Source organism: Bacteroidota bacterium (genome assembly GCA_035506275.1).
Taxonomy (GTDB): Bacteria; Bacteroidota; Ignavibacteria; order UBA10030; family UBA8401; genus JAGVPT01.
Map to the genome: position 1 here is coordinate 136,234 of DATJPT010000018.1, position 19,044 is coordinate 155,277.

At 51.9% G+C, this 19,044-nt stretch carries 16 protein-coding genes and 1 tRNA gene; 5 read left to right on the plus strand and 12 right to left on the minus strand.

The window, feature by feature from the left end:
- Nucleotides 1–1,005 carry a DUF1385 domain-containing protein gene (locus tag VMF88_13185; GenBank protein HTY12009.1) on the plus strand — a complete coding sequence of 335 codons (1,005 nt, stop codon included), beginning with the start codon at nucleotides 1–3 and terminating at the stop codon, nucleotides 1,003–1,005.
- Nucleotides 1,006–1,027: 22 nt separating this feature from the next.
- Complete coding sequence (prfA, locus tag VMF88_13190) at nucleotides 1,028–2,113, plus strand: peptide chain release factor 1 (protein HTY12010.1); 1,086 nt, start codon at nucleotides 1,028–1,030, stop codon at nucleotides 2,111–2,113.
- On the opposite strand, the gene tadA is transcribed toward prfA, so the two are convergent.
- The 4 genes from tadA to VMF88_13210 all read right to left on the minus strand — a co-directional run bounded on the left by tadA (nucleotide 2,108) and on the right by VMF88_13210 (nucleotide 5,447).
- A complete protein-coding gene (gene tadA / locus VMF88_13195) occupies nucleotides 2,108–2,572 on the minus strand; it encodes a tRNA adenosine(34) deaminase TadA (protein ID HTY12011.1) in 465 nt (154 codons plus the stop codon). The genes prfA and tadA overlap by 6 nt on opposite strands.
- 18 nt (nucleotides 2,573–2,590) lie before the next feature.
- On the minus strand, nucleotides 2,591–3,142 hold the full coding sequence (locus VMF88_13200; protein HTY12012.1) for a histidine kinase dimerization/phospho-acceptor domain-containing protein: 552 nt from the start codon (nucleotides 3,140–3,142) through the stop codon (nucleotides 2,591–2,593).
- Nucleotides 3,143–3,659: 517 nt separating this feature from the next.
- Nucleotides 3,660–4,313 carry a bifunctional 4-hydroxy-2-oxoglutarate aldolase/2-dehydro-3-deoxy-phosphogluconate aldolase gene (locus VMF88_13205; protein ID HTY12013.1) on the minus strand — a complete coding sequence of 218 codons (654 nt, stop codon included), beginning with the start codon at nucleotides 4,311–4,313 and terminating at the stop codon, nucleotides 3,660–3,662.
- A 48-nt stretch (nucleotides 4,314–4,361) separates the two neighbouring features.
- Nucleotides 4,362–5,447, minus strand: coding sequence for a sugar kinase (locus VMF88_13210; protein HTY12014.1), 1,086 nt, complete (start codon nucleotides 5,445–5,447; stop codon nucleotides 4,362–4,364).
- 151 nt (nucleotides 5,448–5,598) lie between these two features.
- Between VMF88_13210 and VMF88_13215 the strand changes: the two genes are divergently transcribed.
- Nucleotides 5,599–6,327 (plus strand): formylglycine-generating enzyme family protein, encoded by a 729-nt coding sequence (locus tag VMF88_13215; protein ID HTY12015.1) that lies wholly within the window; start codon nucleotides 5,599–5,601, stop codon nucleotides 6,325–6,327.
- Nucleotides 6,328–6,367: 40 nt separating this feature from the next.
- On the opposite strand, the gene VMF88_13220 is transcribed toward VMF88_13215, so the two are convergent.
- The 8 genes from VMF88_13220 to VMF88_13255 all read right to left on the minus strand — a co-directional run bounded on the left by VMF88_13220 (nucleotide 6,368) and on the right by VMF88_13255 (nucleotide 16,775).
- Entirely contained in the window at nucleotides 6,368–8,275 is a 1,908-nt protein-coding gene (locus tag VMF88_13220) for a prolipoprotein diacylglyceryl transferase family protein (GenBank protein HTY12016.1), read from the minus strand.
- Nucleotides 8,276–8,298: 23 nt separating this feature from the next.
- Nucleotides 8,299–9,126: a hypothetical protein gene (locus VMF88_13225; GenBank protein HTY12017.1), complete on the minus strand. Its 828-nt coding sequence runs from the start codon at nucleotides 9,124–9,126 to the stop codon at nucleotides 8,299–8,301.
- 62 nt (nucleotides 9,127–9,188) lie between these two features.
- Entirely contained in the window at nucleotides 9,189–10,127 is a 939-nt protein-coding gene (locus tag VMF88_13230) for a type II CAAX endopeptidase family protein (protein HTY12018.1), read from the minus strand.
- A gap of 40 nt (nucleotides 10,128–10,167) precedes the next feature.
- Complete coding sequence (locus VMF88_13235; GenBank protein ID HTY12019.1) at nucleotides 10,168–10,998, minus strand: class I SAM-dependent methyltransferase; 831 nt, start codon at nucleotides 10,996–10,998, stop codon at nucleotides 10,168–10,170.
- A gap of 473 nt (nucleotides 10,999–11,471) precedes the next feature.
- Entirely contained in the window at nucleotides 11,472–12,512 is a 1,041-nt protein-coding gene (locus VMF88_13240; GenBank protein ID HTY12020.1) for a thioredoxin-like domain-containing protein, read from the minus strand.
- Nucleotides 12,513–13,244: 732 nt separating this feature from the next.
- Nucleotides 13,245–14,357, minus strand: coding sequence for a hypothetical protein (locus tag VMF88_13245; protein HTY12021.1), 1,113 nt, complete (start codon nucleotides 14,355–14,357; stop codon nucleotides 13,245–13,247).
- 202 nt (nucleotides 14,358–14,559) lie between these two features.
- Nucleotides 14,560–16,224, minus strand: a complete 1,665-nt coding sequence (locus VMF88_13250) for a T9SS type A sorting domain-containing protein (protein ID HTY12022.1) — start codon at nucleotides 16,222–16,224, stop codon at nucleotides 14,560–14,562.
- A gap of 477 nt (nucleotides 16,225–16,701) precedes the next feature.
- Nucleotides 16,702–16,775 (minus strand) — tRNA-Arg (locus tag VMF88_13255).
- A 478-nt stretch (nucleotides 16,776–17,253) separates the two neighbouring features.
- Between VMF88_13255 and VMF88_13260 the strand changes: the two genes are divergently transcribed.
- On the plus strand, nucleotides 17,254–17,682 hold the full coding sequence (locus tag VMF88_13260) for a hypothetical protein (protein ID HTY12023.1): 429 nt from the start codon (nucleotides 17,254–17,256) through the stop codon (nucleotides 17,680–17,682).
- Between the two features lie 236 nt (nucleotides 17,683–17,918).
- On the plus strand, nucleotides 17,919–18,938 hold the full coding sequence (locus VMF88_13265) for a BT4734/BF3469 family protein (GenBank protein HTY12024.1): 1,020 nt from the start codon (nucleotides 17,919–17,921) through the stop codon (nucleotides 18,936–18,938).
- Nucleotides 18,939–19,044 lie beyond the last annotated feature (106 nt).

Genomic DNA, 19,044 nt, shown 5'->3' on the forward strand with positions numbered 1-19,044 from the left:
GTGAAAGATAGAGAGAACATCGACGCCTGGACACCAACCAACCCGGCATTCGATCCGAATGAGCCGATGCAGGTCGGAGGGCAGGCGGTTATCGAGGGGGTGATGATGCGTGCAAAGGGGATGATCGCCACCGCCGTCCGCCGTTCGGACGGAAAGATCATCGTGAAAAAAGAAGAGTTCCACTCCTGGAACGAACGGTACCCGCTCCTAAAACTTCCCATCGTCCGCGGCGCGGTCGGATTGGTCGAAATGATGTATATCGGCATCAAAACGCTCAATTACTCCGCCGAAGTAGCCCTATCGGATCCGTCGGAAAGTGAAACCGCGGTAAAAAATCAGTCGGCGCTTTCTCTCGTTGCCGCGCTGGTTGCAGCCCTTGCGCTCGGCGTCGGAGTTTTCTTTTTCATCCCCCTCTACGCCGCGACGCTCATGTTCAACGTCGAGCAGCAGCCCCTCCTCTTCAACCTGATCGCCGGGGCGCTCCGCATCATCATACTTGTCGGGTACATGTATTCTATCTCATTGATGAAGGACGTCTACCGGCTTTTCCAGTATCACGGCGCCGAGCATAAGGCGGTGTTTACGTTCGAGCAGAATGCGCCGCTGGAAATTCCCTTCGCGATGAAATTCACCCGCTTCCATCCGCGGTGCGGTACAAGTTTTGTCCTTCTCGTCATGCTTGTTTCGATTCTCCTGTTCAGCGTTCTCGATTCCGTCGTCCTGATGACGACGGGCGCGCTCTCGCTCACGGTGCGGCTTGCGACCCATATTCCGTTCATCCCGGTCGTCGGCGGCATATCGTACGAAATCCTGAAATTCTCCGCGAAACATGCGGCAACACCCCTCGGCAGGATCATGGTCGCCCCCGGATTGTGGCTGCAAAAAATTACGACAAAGGAACCGGACGAAACTCAAATGGAGGTCTCCCTCTGCGCGATCAAAGCGGCTCTTCGGCTGGACAATGCTCCTGCCGGAGTTTCTTCCCCTTCAGTTGTCATCGGTTAATTCCCCACAGAACGCGGCTGCCATGCTGGAAAAATTAGAGAAGATCAAAGAACGTTACCTTGAAGTGACTCGCTTGCTGAGCGACCCTGCCGTTATTTCAAATCAGGAACGGAACAAAGAGCTCGGCAAGGAATTCCGCGAGCTTTCGGAGATCGTGAAAGTGTATGATGAATACCGAAAGCTCCTCACGAGCGTCGAGGGAAGCAGGGAGATTCTCGAGCAGGGGGGGGACGCAGAATTGAAATCCCTCGCCGAAAACGAACTGGCAGAACTCCAGCCGAAACTCGCCGCGGTTGAGGACCGGTTGAAGCAGCTCCTTGTTCCCAAAGACCCGAACGACAGCAAAGACACGATCATGGAGATTCGCGGAGGCACCGGCGGCGAGGAAGCGGCGCTGTTCGCGTCCGATCTCTACCGGATGTACACCCGCTTTGCGGAGCGGAAGGGATGGAAGGTCGAAACCCTCGACTGGAATGAAACGGAAAAAGGGGGGTTCAAGGAAGTCGTTCTGAGCGTTGAGGGGAATGATGCCTACGGGATGATGAAATTTGAGAGCGGCGTCCACCGCGTGCAGCGGGTTCCGGAAACAGAAGCGCAGGGACGCGTCCACACATCCGCGGCGTCGGTCGTCGTCCTCCCGACTGTCGAGGATGTCGAGATCGAGATCAACCCCGCCGACCTGCAGATCGACACCTACCGTGCAGGGGGAAAAGGAGGCCAGAACGTGAACAAGGTCGAGACGGCGGTCCGCATCACCCATAAGCCGACCGGCGTTATTGTTGCCTGCCAGCAGGAACGCTCGCAGTTCCAGAACCGCGAGCGGGCAATGAAAATGCTCCGGGCAAAACTGTACGAAGCGAAATTGAGCGAGCAGACCGCCGGGACGGCCGCGCAGAGGAAGTCGATGATCAAGAGCGGCGACCGGAGCGACAAGATCCGTACCTATAATTTCCCGCAGAACAGGGTCACCGACCACCGCATTGGGTTGACCCTCTATAATCTTTCCGAAATCATCGACGGGAAACTCGATGAGCTCATCGAGCAGCTTCGGCTTGCAGACCGGGCTGAAAAACTCAAAAGCGGAACGGGGGCGGGCATTTCCTCATGACCTGCAGCTCCCTCTTTTCTTCCTGAAAAACTCCTTCAGCATTTCCCCGCATTGCGCGTCGAGCACTCCTCCGATGGTATGAACCCGGTGATTCAGCCGTATGTCGTCGGTGATGGCGAACAGCGTCCCGCATGCCCCCATTTTAGGGTCGTAACTTCCGAAGACCACCGTCGGAATCCTCGAAAGAACGACTGCCCCGGCGCACATCGGACAGGGCTCGAGCGTCACATACAGCGTGCAGCCTTTCAGCCATTTTGAATTCAGGTTAGCCGCCGCCGCGGTGAGCGCGATCATCTCCGCATGGGCGGTCGGGTCGTTCATCGCTTCGATCTGATTGTAGCCTTTGCCGATCACCGTGTTCCCGTGGACAACGACAGCCCCCACCGGAACTTCGTTCTTCGAAAACGCGGTCCGCGCTTCTTTCAACGCAAGCTCCATCCAACGTTCATGAACGGTCATGGAAGGCTTCGGGAAATATTACTTTTTTTCGGGGGATGAGGACGGATCGGTATCGACAAGACTTCCGACCGGGGACTCGATTGTCTGATACACACGCACGAGGGAGAACTCTTTCATCGTGGTGTTGATGCGCTGGGCTGCGACCTCGATCTCGTCAAGTTTCTTTGAAATGTCGTCGTCCGTTGATTTTTTCTTTGCGAGCCGCGTGTAGCCGAGGATGATTGCGAGCGGGTTGTTGATGCGGTGCTTCAGCGTGGTCACCACCTCGTTCAGCGTTTTGATCTGAGTCTCTTTTAGCTGGATGGTGTGCTGGTGGGCAAGATTCTCTTTTTCCTTCGTGGAAAGTCTCTCGCGCAGCTCGATCACCCGGACCAGCGCCCAGGCGAGAACCCACATCCAAATGAGAGTGTCAAAATGGGAGAACGTTTCCGAGGTCCCGAGATGCTTCTTCTTGAAGGCCACGTAAAAATCGAGCGTCGAAATGAAATAATATCCATAGATGAAGTACGACGCGAGCACGGCAGGATAACGGGCGACAAAATCTTTGGTGTAGACGTACGCTTTTTTCATTGGGGCCGCAATGCGAACAGTGAGGTTGGGGAAAGCGGAAAGGGCGGTAGAAGCCATTGAATAATTATTGAGTTATCGTTAGAATTTCATGCAGCAAAGTGTGCCGAGAATGCCCTCCCTGATCTTGGTGCCGACTAACCGACAATATGCCTAATTTTCATTAGTTGTGCAACATAGAGGCGACGGGCCGCTTTGAAAGTTCGCCCCTTCTCCCTGAGGAATGGCATCGCCAGACGCGTTCCCTCAAGGAGTCGCTGTCATTCGGCGACCTTTGGGGGCTTGTTCTGCAAAAGGACTCCTTCGCGGCGTACGCGGGGGGAGCGAACGCATCGTCAACGACCCCATGGTTCCATCGACCCGTTGGGGGACGGTATTGCTGCTTTGATCAGAATAATGCCAATTAATTATCCGGTCTGAAGCAATGGAGCCGCTGTCCGGATGCACCTCGAAGGACCTCCGGGAGAATCAATGCGTCTGGCAAAAGACCGTCGTCACGCGAAATAAATTGCCCCCCGGCTTACTGATGCTTCGCTTTTGCTTCGCGAAAATTCTTCGTCAGGCATTTTGCCCGTTCGGTGAGCGCCGAGTAGTTTTCTTCTTCGATCGCTTTCTTATCGAGAAGGTCGCTGCCGATGCCGACGGCGACAACTCCCGCCGCGACCCATTCGCCGACATTATCAACCGTCACTCCGCCGGTCGGCATCAATCGAATGTGCGGGAAAGGGCCGGCAAGATCCCTGAAGTATTTCGGTCCGAGCGATGTTGCCGGAAAGACTTTAATGACGTCCGCCCCCGCGTTCCAACCGGCCAGAATTTCGGTCGGAGAAAAACATCCGGGCATGCAGACGATCTCTTTCTCTTTGCATACCTGGATGATGTCCAGGTTGAGCGCAGGGCCGACGACGAACCTCGCCCCCGCTCTGATGACATCGAGCGCTGCGCTTTTTTCGGTGACCGTTCCTGCACCCACTATGACATCCGAAGGAGCATTGCGCGCGACGTCGGAGATGATTTCCACGGCGCCAGGGACGGTCATCGTGATCTCGATGCATTTGACCCCGCCGGCCTGGATCGCACCGATCACCTTGGCGAGGCGGCGCGCATCCTTCATTCTGATCACTGCGATGACTCCGGTCGAGAGAATCTGAGAGAGCGTTTCATTTCGTGTCATAAGAATCCTTTGGTCAAGAAGATCGAATGGGAAGAGGGATGACATTTCTTATCGTTTGATCCTCGCGCTGCCGCCCCCCATCACATGCCTGATCTCTTCCATCGTGACCATGCTCGTGTCGCCGCGGGTGCTCTGCAGAAGGGCGCCGTGGGCGGCCCCCATCTCGACGCATTCCCGGGGAGACATGTTATGGAGGAGGCCGTAGACAAATCCGCTGCAGAACCCGTCCCCCCCTCCGACCCGGTCCTCGATCTCCAGGTTTGAGAACTTTCTGGACTCGTAAAAGTCCCCGTCGTAGTACATGATGGCTGACCAATTGTTGACGAGGCCGCTGACAACCTCGCGAAGCGTCGTTCCCACCGCTTGCACATTGGGATAGGTCTCCACGACCTTCTTGACCATCTTCTTATAGCCGTCGATCGGGAGCGATTTCAAATGCTCGTCGGTTCCTTCGACATCGAAGCCAAGGACTTTCTGGAAATCTTCTTCGTTCCCGATGAGGACGTCGATGCAGGGGACGAGCCTTCTGGTCACTTCTACCGCTTTTTTGCTCGTCCAGAGCTTGCTGCGGAAGTTCAGGTCGTAGCTTACGATCGCGCCGGCATCATGAGCCGCCTTCATCGACTCGTACGCCGTCTCAGCGCAGCTGTCGCTCAGGGCGGTGAAGATGCCTCCGGTGTGGAACCACCGGGCTTTTCGGCGGCTGAACAGGCGCTTCCAGTCGACGTCGGCCGGCTTCATGTGCGATACCGCCGTGTGTCCGCGGTCGTACATCGTGACGCTGGCTCGGACCCCGATCCCCACTTCCGTGAAGTTCAAACCGATGCGGTCCGCACGGCCAGAGCCGTCATACGGAACCCACACGACTTCGCTGATATCCATGCCGCTGGCGCGCGCGTGGTTTTTGATGAACGCGCCGAGAGGATTATCGACGAGTCGCGAAATCCATCCCGTCCGCATTCCATAACGTGCGAGGGCGTACGCCACGTTGTATTCTCCTCCCCCCGCGTACGCTTCGAAGAACGGAGCCAGCTCTATTCGTTGATGACCGGGAGGACTGAGCCGGATCATGCATTCGCCGAGTGAGAGAAGGTCGAATTCAGTTTCTGCTGCTGAATGAATTTTCAATGCCATTGGATCGCCCGAAAAAAAGTGTATTGAATTCAAAAAGATCGTTTCCTTTATAAATATAATCGCTGCGGATGACAATCGGTAGAGAAAAAAATCGTATAATGCTCCTGCAGCTTCGTGGTTTACTATTTTCGCCAGCATAGAGGAATACAGAATGAGAAACCCGATCGTGAATTTTCTTCTCCTTGCGATCCTTTTGCTGGAGACCGCCTGTTTGGCTCAGCATTCCGACGGCCCCCCGAAAACCACAGCTGCTCGCACGGATACGGTCAAACATGGCCTGATTGAAAAAGGAGTCAAGATAGATTCCCTCTCCGTGGAGAGGACGGATTCAATCGGCTGGGTATTTGTCCAAGGGGGACCGACGGGAGATTTTAGTATTTCCAAAACAGAAATCACCTTTGCTCAGTACGATGAATTTTGCGAAGCATCGGGATATCCGAAGCCGGACGACAACGGCTGGGGACGGGGCAAGCGGCCGGTGATCAATGTCAACCTTTCCGACGCACACGCATTTTGCACGTGGCTCTCGGCGAAAACAGGGGAGAACATTCAACTTCCGGATGAGCGTGAATGGGAATTTGCCGCACAAGGGGGAAAGAAAGGCGGCGGATTCGTTTACAGCGGAAACAACAAGCCGGACGGCGTAGCGTGGTATGCGGGCAATTCCGTGCTTAAGACACACGATGTGGCATCCAAGCAGCCGAATGAGCTGGGCATCTATGACATGAGCGGCAACGTATGGGAGTGGTGCGGAAATTCCGGTGCGATCCGCGGGGGCTGCTGGCACGACAAGGACAAGTACTGCCGGATCTCAAACCGGTTTGACAACGATCCCGCGGTGCGCAGCATCTACATCGGATTTCGCATCGTCAAGAAATAGATGCATTGAAGATCTCAATTCAGAAAAAATCATTTTCCCGCTACGCCAGCCGTGCAAATCTCCTGCTCGAATTCGGAAAGTCGACTCCCAAAGCGAACCACACAACAGCCGCAATGACCGCGGCGGCGATCACGGCGGGCGTTCTTATTGCGAGCCCAGACGTTACCGGGGCTGAATGGATCGCCGTAAAGATAGCTCCGGTTGCCACGCTGAGGATGGACATGATTTGGTAGAGACGCAATTTCCCGACGATCGGCGTTTGCGGTTCCCCGCGGTAAGCTTCTTCCACGAACCTTCCCAACCCATTAAGGATCAGATAAAGCCCGGTGATCATCGACGGCTCGGCATGCAGAAACCAGAGCCTCAGAAGGATCATTTCAACGCCGATGTTCCAGAGAATAGAATACACGGGAGTGGGGTGAAGCGGAACGCCGGAGAGATCCGACAAACGGCAGACGCGGGACATTTTATGCGTGTAGCGAATGCCGACGGAGGCCGGCGCTTCCCGGCCATGGCAGCATCCCTGAACGAGGCAGCGTAATCTTCCGAACGCCTGGATGATCGGCCCCGCAACGGCAAACGCGCCGAACAATGCCCAGACATTCCCGCCAAGCAGACCGGCAAGAGTGATCCCGATGATGGCTCCCAGCACGCCGCCGTAGTAGCCGTACGGCCGCAAAAGACTTGGAGATCCCTCAATGACCTGAGCCCAGAGGCCGGAGGTCACAAGCCCGATGACCACAATAAGAAGAATGTATCCGAGCGAATCGGGGCCGAGCAAGGTCCCGGCGAGAAGAACGCCAAGCCCCGTTCCAACGCCCGCGTACACTCCGTGATTGATGATGCGAAGATTTCCAAAGCGCCAATCCTTCCACGAGTTTGCAAGCTGCTCGGCGCGCGAACGAATCCATTCCCATTCTTCCCGATATTTCAGAAAGACAAAACCCGCTGCGCCGCCGGCAAGTACATCGGCGAGCGAGTGCATACCGGTCGTCAGACAACTTGCCGCGATGAAAACGGCCAGGGTCCGCCAGAGAAATCTAAAACGGGGAAAGGAGCATGAATATGCGCGTGCCGCGATCATCGCCCATATGACATGGTATGAAGGAAATGCTGCCGCACACGTATCGTTGTTCCGCTCAAGAAGAAGCAATCTGCCGAATAATCCATCGGAGGAAAATTCCCTCGGCGGAGCGGTGAGCGGAAAAAAGATGAAGAAAAATACCATGGCCGTAGTCGCAGCGAGCCCGGCAATGGAAAATTCTCTGAGCGTTTTTGCCGACCGCGCGATGATGGGGAGAAGCGCCACGAACAAATATGTTCCGCCATAAAACAACTCGGTCCATTGAAGCGTCGGTAGTTTGGCCTCGAAAGGAAGAAACGATGTGACCGCATCGGCAGGCGGTCCCAGGAGGACGAACGCTTCGTATGCGAGAACCCATGGGACGAGGACGAGGATGTACACCGAGAGACGTTCGCTCAGCAACGGTCTTCGTTCTTCGTTGAGAGGAAGGGAGATGTAACTTTTCTGTACCCGGTTTCCGAATCGGGCCGACAGATCCTGTTTCTCATACCCCTGCACCAATGAAACGCATCCGAGCGTTGCAAGAGGAGAAACCAGCCAGAAGCCGCTCTGCGAATGGCAAAGGAGGGCAGTTCCGAAACAGCAGATGCAAAAGCCGGTGTAGATCGGGTGAGGAATAAGGCGGTAGATTCCTCTATTGACATATTCCGCCGGCGGGAATGCGTTCATCGGGAGGCCTTTGCCATGCACGACAAGAGAAGTCATCCCGACAAAGACCATCAGTAACCCCGTCGCTGCAAGTGCGGTGCCAAGCGTATCGGATTGTATGATATTGAGAGGGACAGAATGCTCCGTCGCAGCAGCCCAAAGAACAAGGAGGAGAGGAAGCAAAGCGGCGAACAAAAAACCGTACAGGAATTTCATGGCAGCCTCCTGAAATGAAGAGTTCATCGGAAACTCACCAGCTCATGAATCGCCCATCCGGAACCACACGAAGAATTGTCGAAGACCATTTCCCCCCTGCTTAACCATTTGGATTCATAGAGTTGCAGAATGCTATGCGGAAAGATCTTTTTTGCTCCCGGGATCATCGCGAGCGTATCGGAGATGATCGGACCGTCGCGGAGAACGGCCGTTCGTTTCAGAGAGAGGCGAAGGTTTTTCGCCCCTTCAATTTCATGGTCTGCAATCGACGGTGCGGCGACCTCTTCGCTATTGTGAAACAGAAATCGTTGAGAGACCGGACCGCGCCAGTCGATCCACACGAGCGAATCATTTTCCGAATGAAACCGTCCCCATCGAAGCAGTTCGATCGGAAGCTGCCATGGGGGGATGGAGATCGTCAATCGCTCTGCATAGCCGATTCCCTCTGTTAGTGTGGATTTGTTCACGGCGATGCGCGTGCGAGTCATCGGGGAGCAGCATGACCATGTTATGCTGCCGGCGTGGTTCTTGTACAATTCCCTCTCGACAGAAGGCTGCACACAATTCCATTCTCCGTCGGTTTTCAACGGCCGCGGGGACCAGTGAATGACCGCCCCCTCCCGGTGCGGCAGCGGAGCTTGAAGAAACGACGTCGCAGAGTGAAGGCTGCCGTCAACGCGGCGAATAAGGAAACTCGAATATCGAAGGGAGAGCGATTTCCACCGGAGCTGTGCGGCATAACCGACGAACGTTGTGCCGTCGTGCGCAATGCAATCGAGATACCACTTGGAAAGAAGGAAGCCGGAATGCCGTTTTCCCGTTGACGAACCGGAGGAGGGAAGAGTTTTCATGGAATTCTCTTGAACGAGGAGAACCCGTCAACCACAAAACCACAGCGCTGCGCCAGGCCCGATCACGCCGATGGGGCTGTCTGCATCTCCGTTCCGTTGTTGGTTCTTTTTCTCCACGCCACCCACATGAGCAGGGCGATGAGAGGGAGAAGGAAGAGGATCATCAGACTTCCTTCCGGGCCCGTGGAGCCGCCGCTCCAAAGATCGCTGCCCTGCGGATGGACGGAAAACAAATGTCCCGCTGAAACTTTGCCGCTGTCGGCCGTCCCCCAGAAATACGACTGTGCCCAATCCCATGCGTCGTGAAACCCTATCGCCCACCAGAGATTCTTCAGATACCAGAGGCTGATGCAAAAAATGAAGCCGACGAAGGCAGCCGAAAAGATGCCCACCGACGACTCCCCTTTGTTCGACAAATGTAAGCATCCGAACGCCGCGGAAAGGATGAACGCGCTCCACCAGAAACCGATGCCGCGGGAGAGCGTCGATTGGATATATCCTCTCATCATGTATTCTTCGTAGATTCCGACAAGGAAAAAGACCGCCTGCCAGGCCACGGCGTACATGATTGCCTGCCATCCGAAAATATTCTGTCCGTCGAACGAAAGGAAGCCGGAGAGCTTCAGCGCTCCGACGAGAACGGAGAGCGCCGCGAACCCAGAGACAAATCCGACAAGAAAATTTTTGAGCCGGCCTGTTCCTTCCAGCCCGTACGAAACAAGGGGCTTATGCTCGATGCGCGCCATGACCATCGATGCGCCCAGCACGCCGAGAAATGCCATTGTCTCTGCCGCGCAGGCGGGGAGTGGCTGCGAGTCGTCGAGGCGGAATTTGAAATGTTCGAGGAGGACCTTCGTCGGGAAGAAGAAGACCGTTGTGAACAGCGCCATCAGAAGAAAGAAGATCGCGATGCTCCAGCCGGCGCGGATGTTGTCGGGGCCCACGAAAATGCGGCGAAGCAATGAAGGGGAAGCTGGCGATATCTGCATCTCATCGGTCATAAGCGTTCTAATATTGTTTTAATGTGAACGGCCTGATTTTTTATCCCGCATTCACGCCGCCGTAAGTGCACTGCGTTGACTTATTGACGATGGTAATTCCAAGCTGGTAGAGGTCCGAGTTCAGAAGGATTCGCGGGTCGCGCTTCACCGCATCCCAGGCTCGTTTCATATCCCTCGACCAATGGATGTCGTCAAACAACACCAGCGCATGCGATGAAAGAAAGGGGAATACCATCTCAAAGTACTTCGTCATCCACTCCCCCGCATGATGTCCGTCGATGAACACAAAATCGATGGGACAAATTCGCCTGGCGGCGGCTTCCAGCGTATCCTGAAACCTTCCCTGAACGACTTCGGCATTGGTGAAGCCAAGTTCCGAGAAGTTCCGCCTGGCCATCTCCGCGAGCGATTCGTCGCCTTCTAACGTGACCAGTTTTCCCTTTGCATTCAATTGGAGAGCTGCCGCCTCGTACATTCCGGAAATGCCAAGGCAAGTGCCAAGCTCAAGACAGGACAGAGGGGTAAAAGAGCGGATGAGCCTGAAGAGCTGCATCGCCCATTGATGCGGTTTGCTCGAATTTCTTGCCACATTGCCGATACTGTGTGCGCCGTCTCCTCCATTCGTTTTTCTTCCCGCTCCATAGTCGGTTATTGTGATCTGCTCGTTTGAATGCTCCAGCATTGCGCGGCGCGATTGAATCCTGCCGATGAGCCGCTGCTCGGCTTCGCTCAATCGGTCATGGAACGCTTGATCAATGCACGTCGCGAGCGTGCGGGCCAACGGAACTCCGGATTTATTGAGCCGGCGCACTTCTGCCGCCGCGAGCGGACGGACCGCGATATCTTGAAGAAAGGAAAATGTTGAAATCATGCTTAGTTGTTCAAATCCACTACGGCAACGATCACTGAAAAGTTGCGGCCTTCACATTCTTCCCCTTGACCGGCGATCGGATACCGGATTGCTCATCCGGCGTTGTGGCAAATCTACCCTTTCCATCCGCCAAACGCAAATAAAAACCCTGGGTATGGCCCGGGCTCTGGATAGCCGATGGAGATCTATTACTTCAACAGCAGCAACTTCTTAATCTGTGTTCTCCCGCCAAATTCTAGACGCGAGAAATAGATTCCGCTTGCAAATTGTGACGCATCGAAGATTGCCCGATGATCTTCTCCCGCCGTTGCCGTTCCGTCGACGGATATCGCTCTTTGCCCAATAACTTTTTCCTGTTGCGTAACCAAATCGTTGATGATCGGTTCTGTCAGTTCCAAAGAATCCCCCGGGGCCTGAACCGCTGGTGAGCCGGTTCGCTCACGCCTTTTTAAGATATAGCGATGAGCAATGATCTAGTTGGGCATGAATTTATCGAGAGTGCGTTCAAGGTTCTCGCCCTTCAAATCATCACCCAGTGCAAGAATCGTTCCTTGCGCGCTGACCAATACAGGGAACGGGATCCCGGACACTCCGAATGACAACATAATTGATTCTTTTGATTGACTGCTTGCGAGCACATTGTCCCAGTGCATTGTTCCTTCGCGATTTCGATACCTCAACACAGTGCTTGCAGAATCATCGTCCGACACGCTGAGGATCGTAAAACCTTGGGATTTAAACCGTTCAAACGCTCTCTCGAGATACGGAATCTCAAAAACACAAGACCCACACCATGTTGCCCAGAAATCGATCAAATAGACTTGCCCCATCATGCTTCTCTCTGAGAAAATCTTCAACGTGTCATCCATTGAACGCAAGGCGAAATGAGGGACCGGGTCTCCCACTCGGACGGTTGGGATGAAGGGGCGATCTCCTGATGCCCAGTTTGATTGTGAGGAGACGTTAGCTTTTAATCCAAATCTTCCTTGAGCACATTTGTAAAGATACCTGACAAAGTACATATTCGGATGATGAGCGAAGATTTCATTCGCCAACTTATATGGCTCTTCACGGTTACCTCTAGACAAAAGGAGAGCAATGTTGGAATGATATACCCACACGGGAGAAGTTGGCGGAATTTCAATCAAATACTTTTTTTCGGTACTATCTTCCGACGCGCTGGGGGATCCAGCCCATTTTGATTCAACATACTGAAGGATCAATTCCTGACGAAGAAGAGGTTCCTTTTCAGTTGCAAGTGCCTCTTCAAAGGTCCGAGTCACAGCTTTCCAGCTGATTGAATCAGCAGTCGGTCCATTCAAACGGTAATTGCCTTTGAACTGCAGTAAGGCATATCTCGCGAGGAGCGATGACGAATCATGGAAAACAATATTTGAATTGTCAAACGGACCAGATTTATCCCATAAAGTGACATCAACGGTTGTTTGTTCCGGGCGGTCGGAAAGAAAAGCTGCTTTCAGACTCCTAAAATGAGGACGGCTGAATTCTGCCATAAGCATTCCGGAGTTGCTCGTTTTCAGGGAGAATGAACCGTCTTTCGACGCCGAGGCTCTTGCATAAACAGTGTCCCCGGTTGGTTCCTTTATGACAACGGTCGCGGAGTCGAAATTGCTCTCATCTAATTGAACGAATCTGCCTGAAAGAGTTATCTGGGAATAGCAGCATGAAGCATAAACAAACACAACGCAGAAAGTGCGTTTGAAAAAAGTCATGACCGCCTCGTTACATTAAGCTTACGTGAGCCCAGAAGTACTGATGCGCGCTGACCAGTTCGTCGATGGCCGGTTGCAGTGCAGCCGAAGATAATAACAAGATCCATCCACCCATTCATTGAAGAGAGCTCAATTCCTGGATTCCCCAGAGACTGATCCTGAAAAAGACTTCTATGCTCAATGGGATAAAGAGCCCATCAGGAATGAGTTCCACACGAGTGTAATGCATCGTTAAATACACTGCCAACCCGATTGCGACGGGAACGGATAAAAAACCTAAGAGCGGAATGGGGATCATGCTTAAGAGATACGGCGCTCCGGCAATTATGAAGCAGCTTAACGTCGTAGCAGGGATCTTTCGAAGACGAAAGACAACGATGTACACGATCGATTTGGTTATCCAAACCGCAGGACCTAAGAGGGCTGGAAGGATTCCTCTCATTTTTTTCAGGTGGTAATTGTTGCTGCCCCACAGAATACGGCTGGTTGCGATTTGCAGAGCCGCAGGCAGATTTATTTTTGATAGAAATCGTAATAATTGGTCAATATTTCACGCCATCGTGCTAGTTTTGCACTGAATACTAAATATTCCGTATCAGTGGCGATTTTGCATCTATTGATATAATAGCCGTCTGACTGCCCCGTTAGTTCGATGATAATGTTCACTGGTGTTTTCTGAGGTCCGAGAAGGTATTGCCCTCCTAGTGTGACTTTTTTCCATAACGACACATCCAAAGGATCTTTCCAATCATTTTCGTCTCCATCTGGTAAGGCGTACTCTGATGTTTGAATGAGGTCAACGTACGTTGCAAACGCATTTTGATTCAGGACTCTGTCTGGGACGGCACCCCGATAAGGCGAAGACGAACTAAAATCGGCGAACAAAATTCTGTAGGGCAATGCAGGACAGGTGAACCACACATCGACACACTCCAATCTATAGTAATTGGTTACGTGGGTCTCTTTCACTTCAGGAATCTCAGGTCGCACACTTCTATCGGCGGGCAAGTTGCTCAAAATCAACTGCAACGCCGGAATAATTCCGCTTATTAAATTCAGTTCTTCTGAATCCCAGGTAGATTCCCCTTTCCACAATATTGCCCCATCTCTGTTCGAGAGCTCGATCGCGATTGTGTGCGTGTATGACGGGGTTTGATCAGCGGATTGGCTGGCAACGGTTGACGAACGGGACGCCAGTGCGCCAATTGCTCTGGCTATGCTCACCCCAAGCCCTGATGATGTGCCAACGCCCGCAGTTGTGGAAATCATGTACGCTTGAGAATGTGCCGACGTGACGGTAGAAGAAAGTCTCATCTTGTCGTTTCTGTCGGTCTTGTAAGATAATTTTACTACATAGTCATATGCACGGCTATTAACGGTAAATCCGCGGCGTGTGATCAAATGAGTTAGAGAAGAATTGAGCTGTTCGGAGGTCAATTGTTCATTTCCCAGGAGCGGAGATGTAGACCCGGATACTTCAATTTTGACAGCTTTTGTCGGGTCGATCACTTGATTTGATTTCAAAGAGCGCACCCAAGGTTGCGAAACACGAAGTGATGGAACGGTTACGCATCCGTTCACGAAAAGGAGAATAAATAATAAGATCGTTTTGCAATACGTATTCATTGAGGCCTCCCAAATGATGAAGTCGGATGTTCCGGACTAATAAGGCTAATTTGCCTATTGGAGGTATGGGCTAGTTTCCGATTACTATCTTGCACCCCTGCAGTATATGATGGTATGAGAGATAGACGGTAGTGTCCCCTCGCGGAATCTCTGCGGCAAAACTACTGCTAATCGGATACAATAGCAAACAGGTACAAAGCGTTTACTTCAACAACATCAACTTCTTCGTCTGCACGAAATTGCCCGCTTCCAGCCTGTAGAAATATACACCGCTCGCAACATTTGACGCGTGCCACTGGACCGAATAGCTCCCTGCTTCCTTCTGTCCGTCGACTAATGTCGCTATTTCATGGCCGGTGACGTCGAATATTCTAAGCTTCACATGGGTGGAAGTCGGCAGGTCATACGAAATATTGGTCGATGGATTGAACGGGTTCGGATCGTTCTGGTAGAGCGAATAGATTTTTGGAACGTCAACGGTCACGGACATAGTGTTCAGATCTTCTACCTCTCCGCTCGTCGAGACGCTTTGAACTTTGTACTGGTACGTTGCACCGGTAGTCACGCTGTTGTCTTTGAAGGCATAGAGTCTCCCTTTTGCGCTCGTGCCAAGCCCTCTCAAGCTGCCGTTGCTGACGAAGCTAGAAATGAGCTTGAAACATGTAGTGCCAGGGTCCCTCCTCAGAATCTTGAATCCGGCATTATCAACCTCAGACTTCGTTTCCCATGTCAGTGTAACAGAACCGACCTCCGCTGTTGCTCTGAACGCCGTCGCCTGCAAGGGGTAGTTTCGATCGCTCACCTCAACCGTCGGCATGACACCCGATGGCGGGTAGGTGCGGACGCGCGCCCAAGTGACGTACACCGTTTTGTCTGGCCAAAACCCGCTGATTCCGAAATAGCAGCTATCGTACCTCTCGGTGTCCACCCACCATACCGTTGCCGGTGTGTTCCCATAGTTGATTTGGGCTTTGATGGTGTCGCAGTCCAGACCGACCACCAGCGCCCAGATCTCGTACGACGGCACGGACGGATAAGTCGAGGTAAATTGCCGTTCGTACTGATTGCTGCCCGAATAATCCATAAGATACTGCCGTGGGCCGGTCCCGTTCCACACGGTCCAATATGCCCCATAGCCGGCGGTGATCGCAGAGGCCAGCGGCTTGCCAAACGTCAGACCGAGCTGCTGGTACGGTCCTGAGACACATGCGTAGGCCTCCAGGATCAAGGGCCGCGTCATCATCAATGTATCTTTGAACTGCCCTACGTCGTATCCTCCGCTGGTGCTTTTGAAAGAAATCCCGTCGTTGACGTTCACGGAGCCAACTTGACTGGTATTCCAGTCGCCTGGAAGAGATGTCCCTGCAAAGTTCCAGTAATTTTTGAACACGTTCGCACCGTTATCGTACTCCCCGTAGGTTCCGGTGGCCGTCGGATATTCCCCCCACACCGATGAAATAGAATTCCCCATGTTGTTCGTGCCTGTACTGAGAAAGCCCATATAGATAGTCAATTTGCCGCCTGCTCCTGAAATTGTATCCGCGCCAAGGTTTACCCACACGACCGATGATGTGTCGCCGGACGACGCGTTAGACTCGCACCACGCCATCAATATTGCGCCGCTTGTATCGAAGAATTCCACGTTTGTGACCCCCGAGTTAACCTGAGCATAGGTCGTCCAATTAATGGTGAGCATCTGCTGGAAGTTTGCGCGCGTGGCGGTCGTCTGATTATTCGTGATCGTAATCGGGACGTACGTCTGTACTCCTGCTGGCAGACTCGGCTGCGCTTGAACCCGCAGCTGCAAAAGTGATCCCGATAACAGATTGACGAGAAGAGCGCAGTAAAAAGTTTGTCGAGTAAACATAGTGATTCCTCCTTTTTTTCCAACTGAGCGGGGAATGGTAACTAACTAGTGTGGAAATGAGGTCATTAATGTGGGTCTTTTTAGGATGATTGGGTTTTGTGCCGCAGGCGTGCGCTTGGTATTGATTTGATAAACCGTACCCCGCGGGAGATGATGGTATGAGGGATTGTCCGGTAGGGCCCCCTCGCGGAATCTCTGGTGCAAAACTACTGCTAATCAAATAGAAAAGCAACAGCCCGGATGGTAAGTCCGGGCTCGAGCGACCGCCCGGCCAAGAGATGGAAATTCCGTTTTGCGAAAGGAGGCAGGAGCTGGTAGAGGGAGAAAATTTTCTGGTAACGACTGTTGTATAAAACTGGCAGTCATTTCGATTGGATAGAAATAAAAATGCCTCCACGATTTGTGGAGGCATCGAATTGTTGAGTCATCGAGCGGTGACCAAGGAGTCGCCGACGGGGTGATCAATGGAGGTATCTGTGCGCCAGAAGGGAGTCGAACCCCTAACCCTCAGCTTCGTAGGCTGATGCTCTATCCAGTTGAGCTACTGGCGCTGCGATTCTAGATTGTTTTGAGCACTTCTGTCTGTTCTGAAATCACACAAGTACTCAATTTTGACCCTTTTATGTTAAAGAATTGTTACACGATTTATAGGACTGTATACAGCCACCCTGGCTGATGTCTTATTAATGTAACAAAATTGGTAGATGATTTCAACCATGAACCAGGATCATGCTGTCACCTTCTGTTTCGCACACTGATCAATGGGGAAATTTCTACATGTACCTTACCGAAAAATTTCCTGGACGAGTAAGGCTGAAAAAAAATTCCATTTGAAATTGTCACGGAAATTTTCTACAATAGACTAACCTCTAGAAACGGTGGCTCGGCTACCGTCCCGCGATCGGCTCAGAAAAAACCTTCAGCCACGCAGAATCCAACTTTAATTCTTTATTTGTTTGGGGCAATTGTCCATTTGTTTAATCATGGATAGTCGCTCCAGACAGGAATTCAATACGAAAACAAATCACTATGAACACGAACACATTGCTCGCCACCGAGCACAAATTATCATCGCGGGTCATTGATCCGGAGGGAGTCGATTGGCTCCAAATCGTTGAGAATCTAAAAGCACTAGCAGATACCGCCCTTACATACGCAGTCAAGGTGAGTTCTGAATACATCAGCCGCGGTGACATGAATGATCCGGATGAAATCATTGACTCCACAATTTACTACGGTTTAGGCGCGGTATTAGACACGCTCTCAAATTTTGAGCTTCTTGGGATGCCCGGGGACTTAGTCGAAAGGGTCCGAAATTTCTACGTTTTGGAAATGAAGCGCGATGACATCATTAAGCTTCTCCCTTCTAACATCAAGCAAATGAGATTGGATGCTATTCGCCGCAGAGAACACCGGGCACAAGCAGATAAAGATACATTGACTAGCATCGTGAGGTAATCCCGATATGAATACGTATCCCACGCAAGATTTTTATTTAACCGCGTTTTTGTCAGCCTCTGGCATTCCGATCCACAACCTTTGGCGGGATGCCCGGTTGACGACGTTCGAGTTTGAACGAACAGACAGGCTCCTTGAGCTTGTACGAGAGTATTATGCCGATGAAGCGCTATTTTCACCAATTCGCTATGGCAACTCTCTGAAAAACTTAAAATGTCTTATTCACTCTACACACAATGGAAACCCTAACACAAACAACTTCAGGACAGCAAGATGAACTAAATGCTGAGTTAAATAGCCAGACCATGTCTGGAGCGCTCGACACGATAGAAGTATCGTTCGCAACCAATATCCGCATTACAAAAACCTCCACTCAATCCTTAGGCTGGATTGTTGAACAAATCCGCACGTCTAAATATTTACGAGAAAACATTGCAATTATTCGTTCTGAGCCTTCGATAGAAAAAAGACAAGAGCTGAAGAAAAAGCTGCTGCCTTATTTTTCTACCGCACTCTTTCAGAACGGGATCCGCGGAAACAAGTCCTTTAAGAACACCCGCTTTCCAGTGATGGATATCGACCATATCCAGGATAGGCTCGAGGAAATTGGAACGCGGCTCCGAGAAGATGATCAAGTCTTTATTTCCTTCATCTCCCCGAGCGGTGATGGCTACAAGGTAGTTTTTGCTCTCGATAGAGAAATATCAAATCAAGATGAATTCAGGGCAATCTGCCAACAGCTGCGCCACTCCTTGAAAGAACGATATGGCGTTGAGGCCGACAATATCGATGACCCAGCGAGGGCATGCTTTCTATCATTTGATCCGGATTTATATCTCAATGAACATTGCCGCTGTATTAGTTCGAATAAGTCGGGTGGGGAGTCAGTTGGGCAGCCCAATAAAAAGCATTTCAGGGCACTTCTATCGGCTAAGAACCCAGGTGATAGGACACCGACGCTCGCGAGCCAGATCGGTACATTTATCAAAAGGGGTATCGTAAGGGAGGAGGCAATTGAGATGTGCCGCTTGTGGAATCAAGGGAACTTGCCTCCTCTTCCCGAAGAAAAAGTGGCGGATACGGTTAATGATATGTATGAAAGATATGACACCGTATCGAGTAAATTGCCGGTTCAGTTTTTTGAACGAAGCGACAGCTACTATAAAAGAACAGGAAGCAAAGACAAACCAAACGATGTGATGGTTACATCGTTCATCATGGAACTGACCTGCCCCCCAAAAGATGATCCAATATAGTATATTGGAAGTCATCAAAAAAGGAGGAAGGTCATGAGTCGGAAGCGGTATACTGCAGAGGAGATCATTAACAAGTTACACGAAGCAGAAGTGCTGCAGAGCCAGG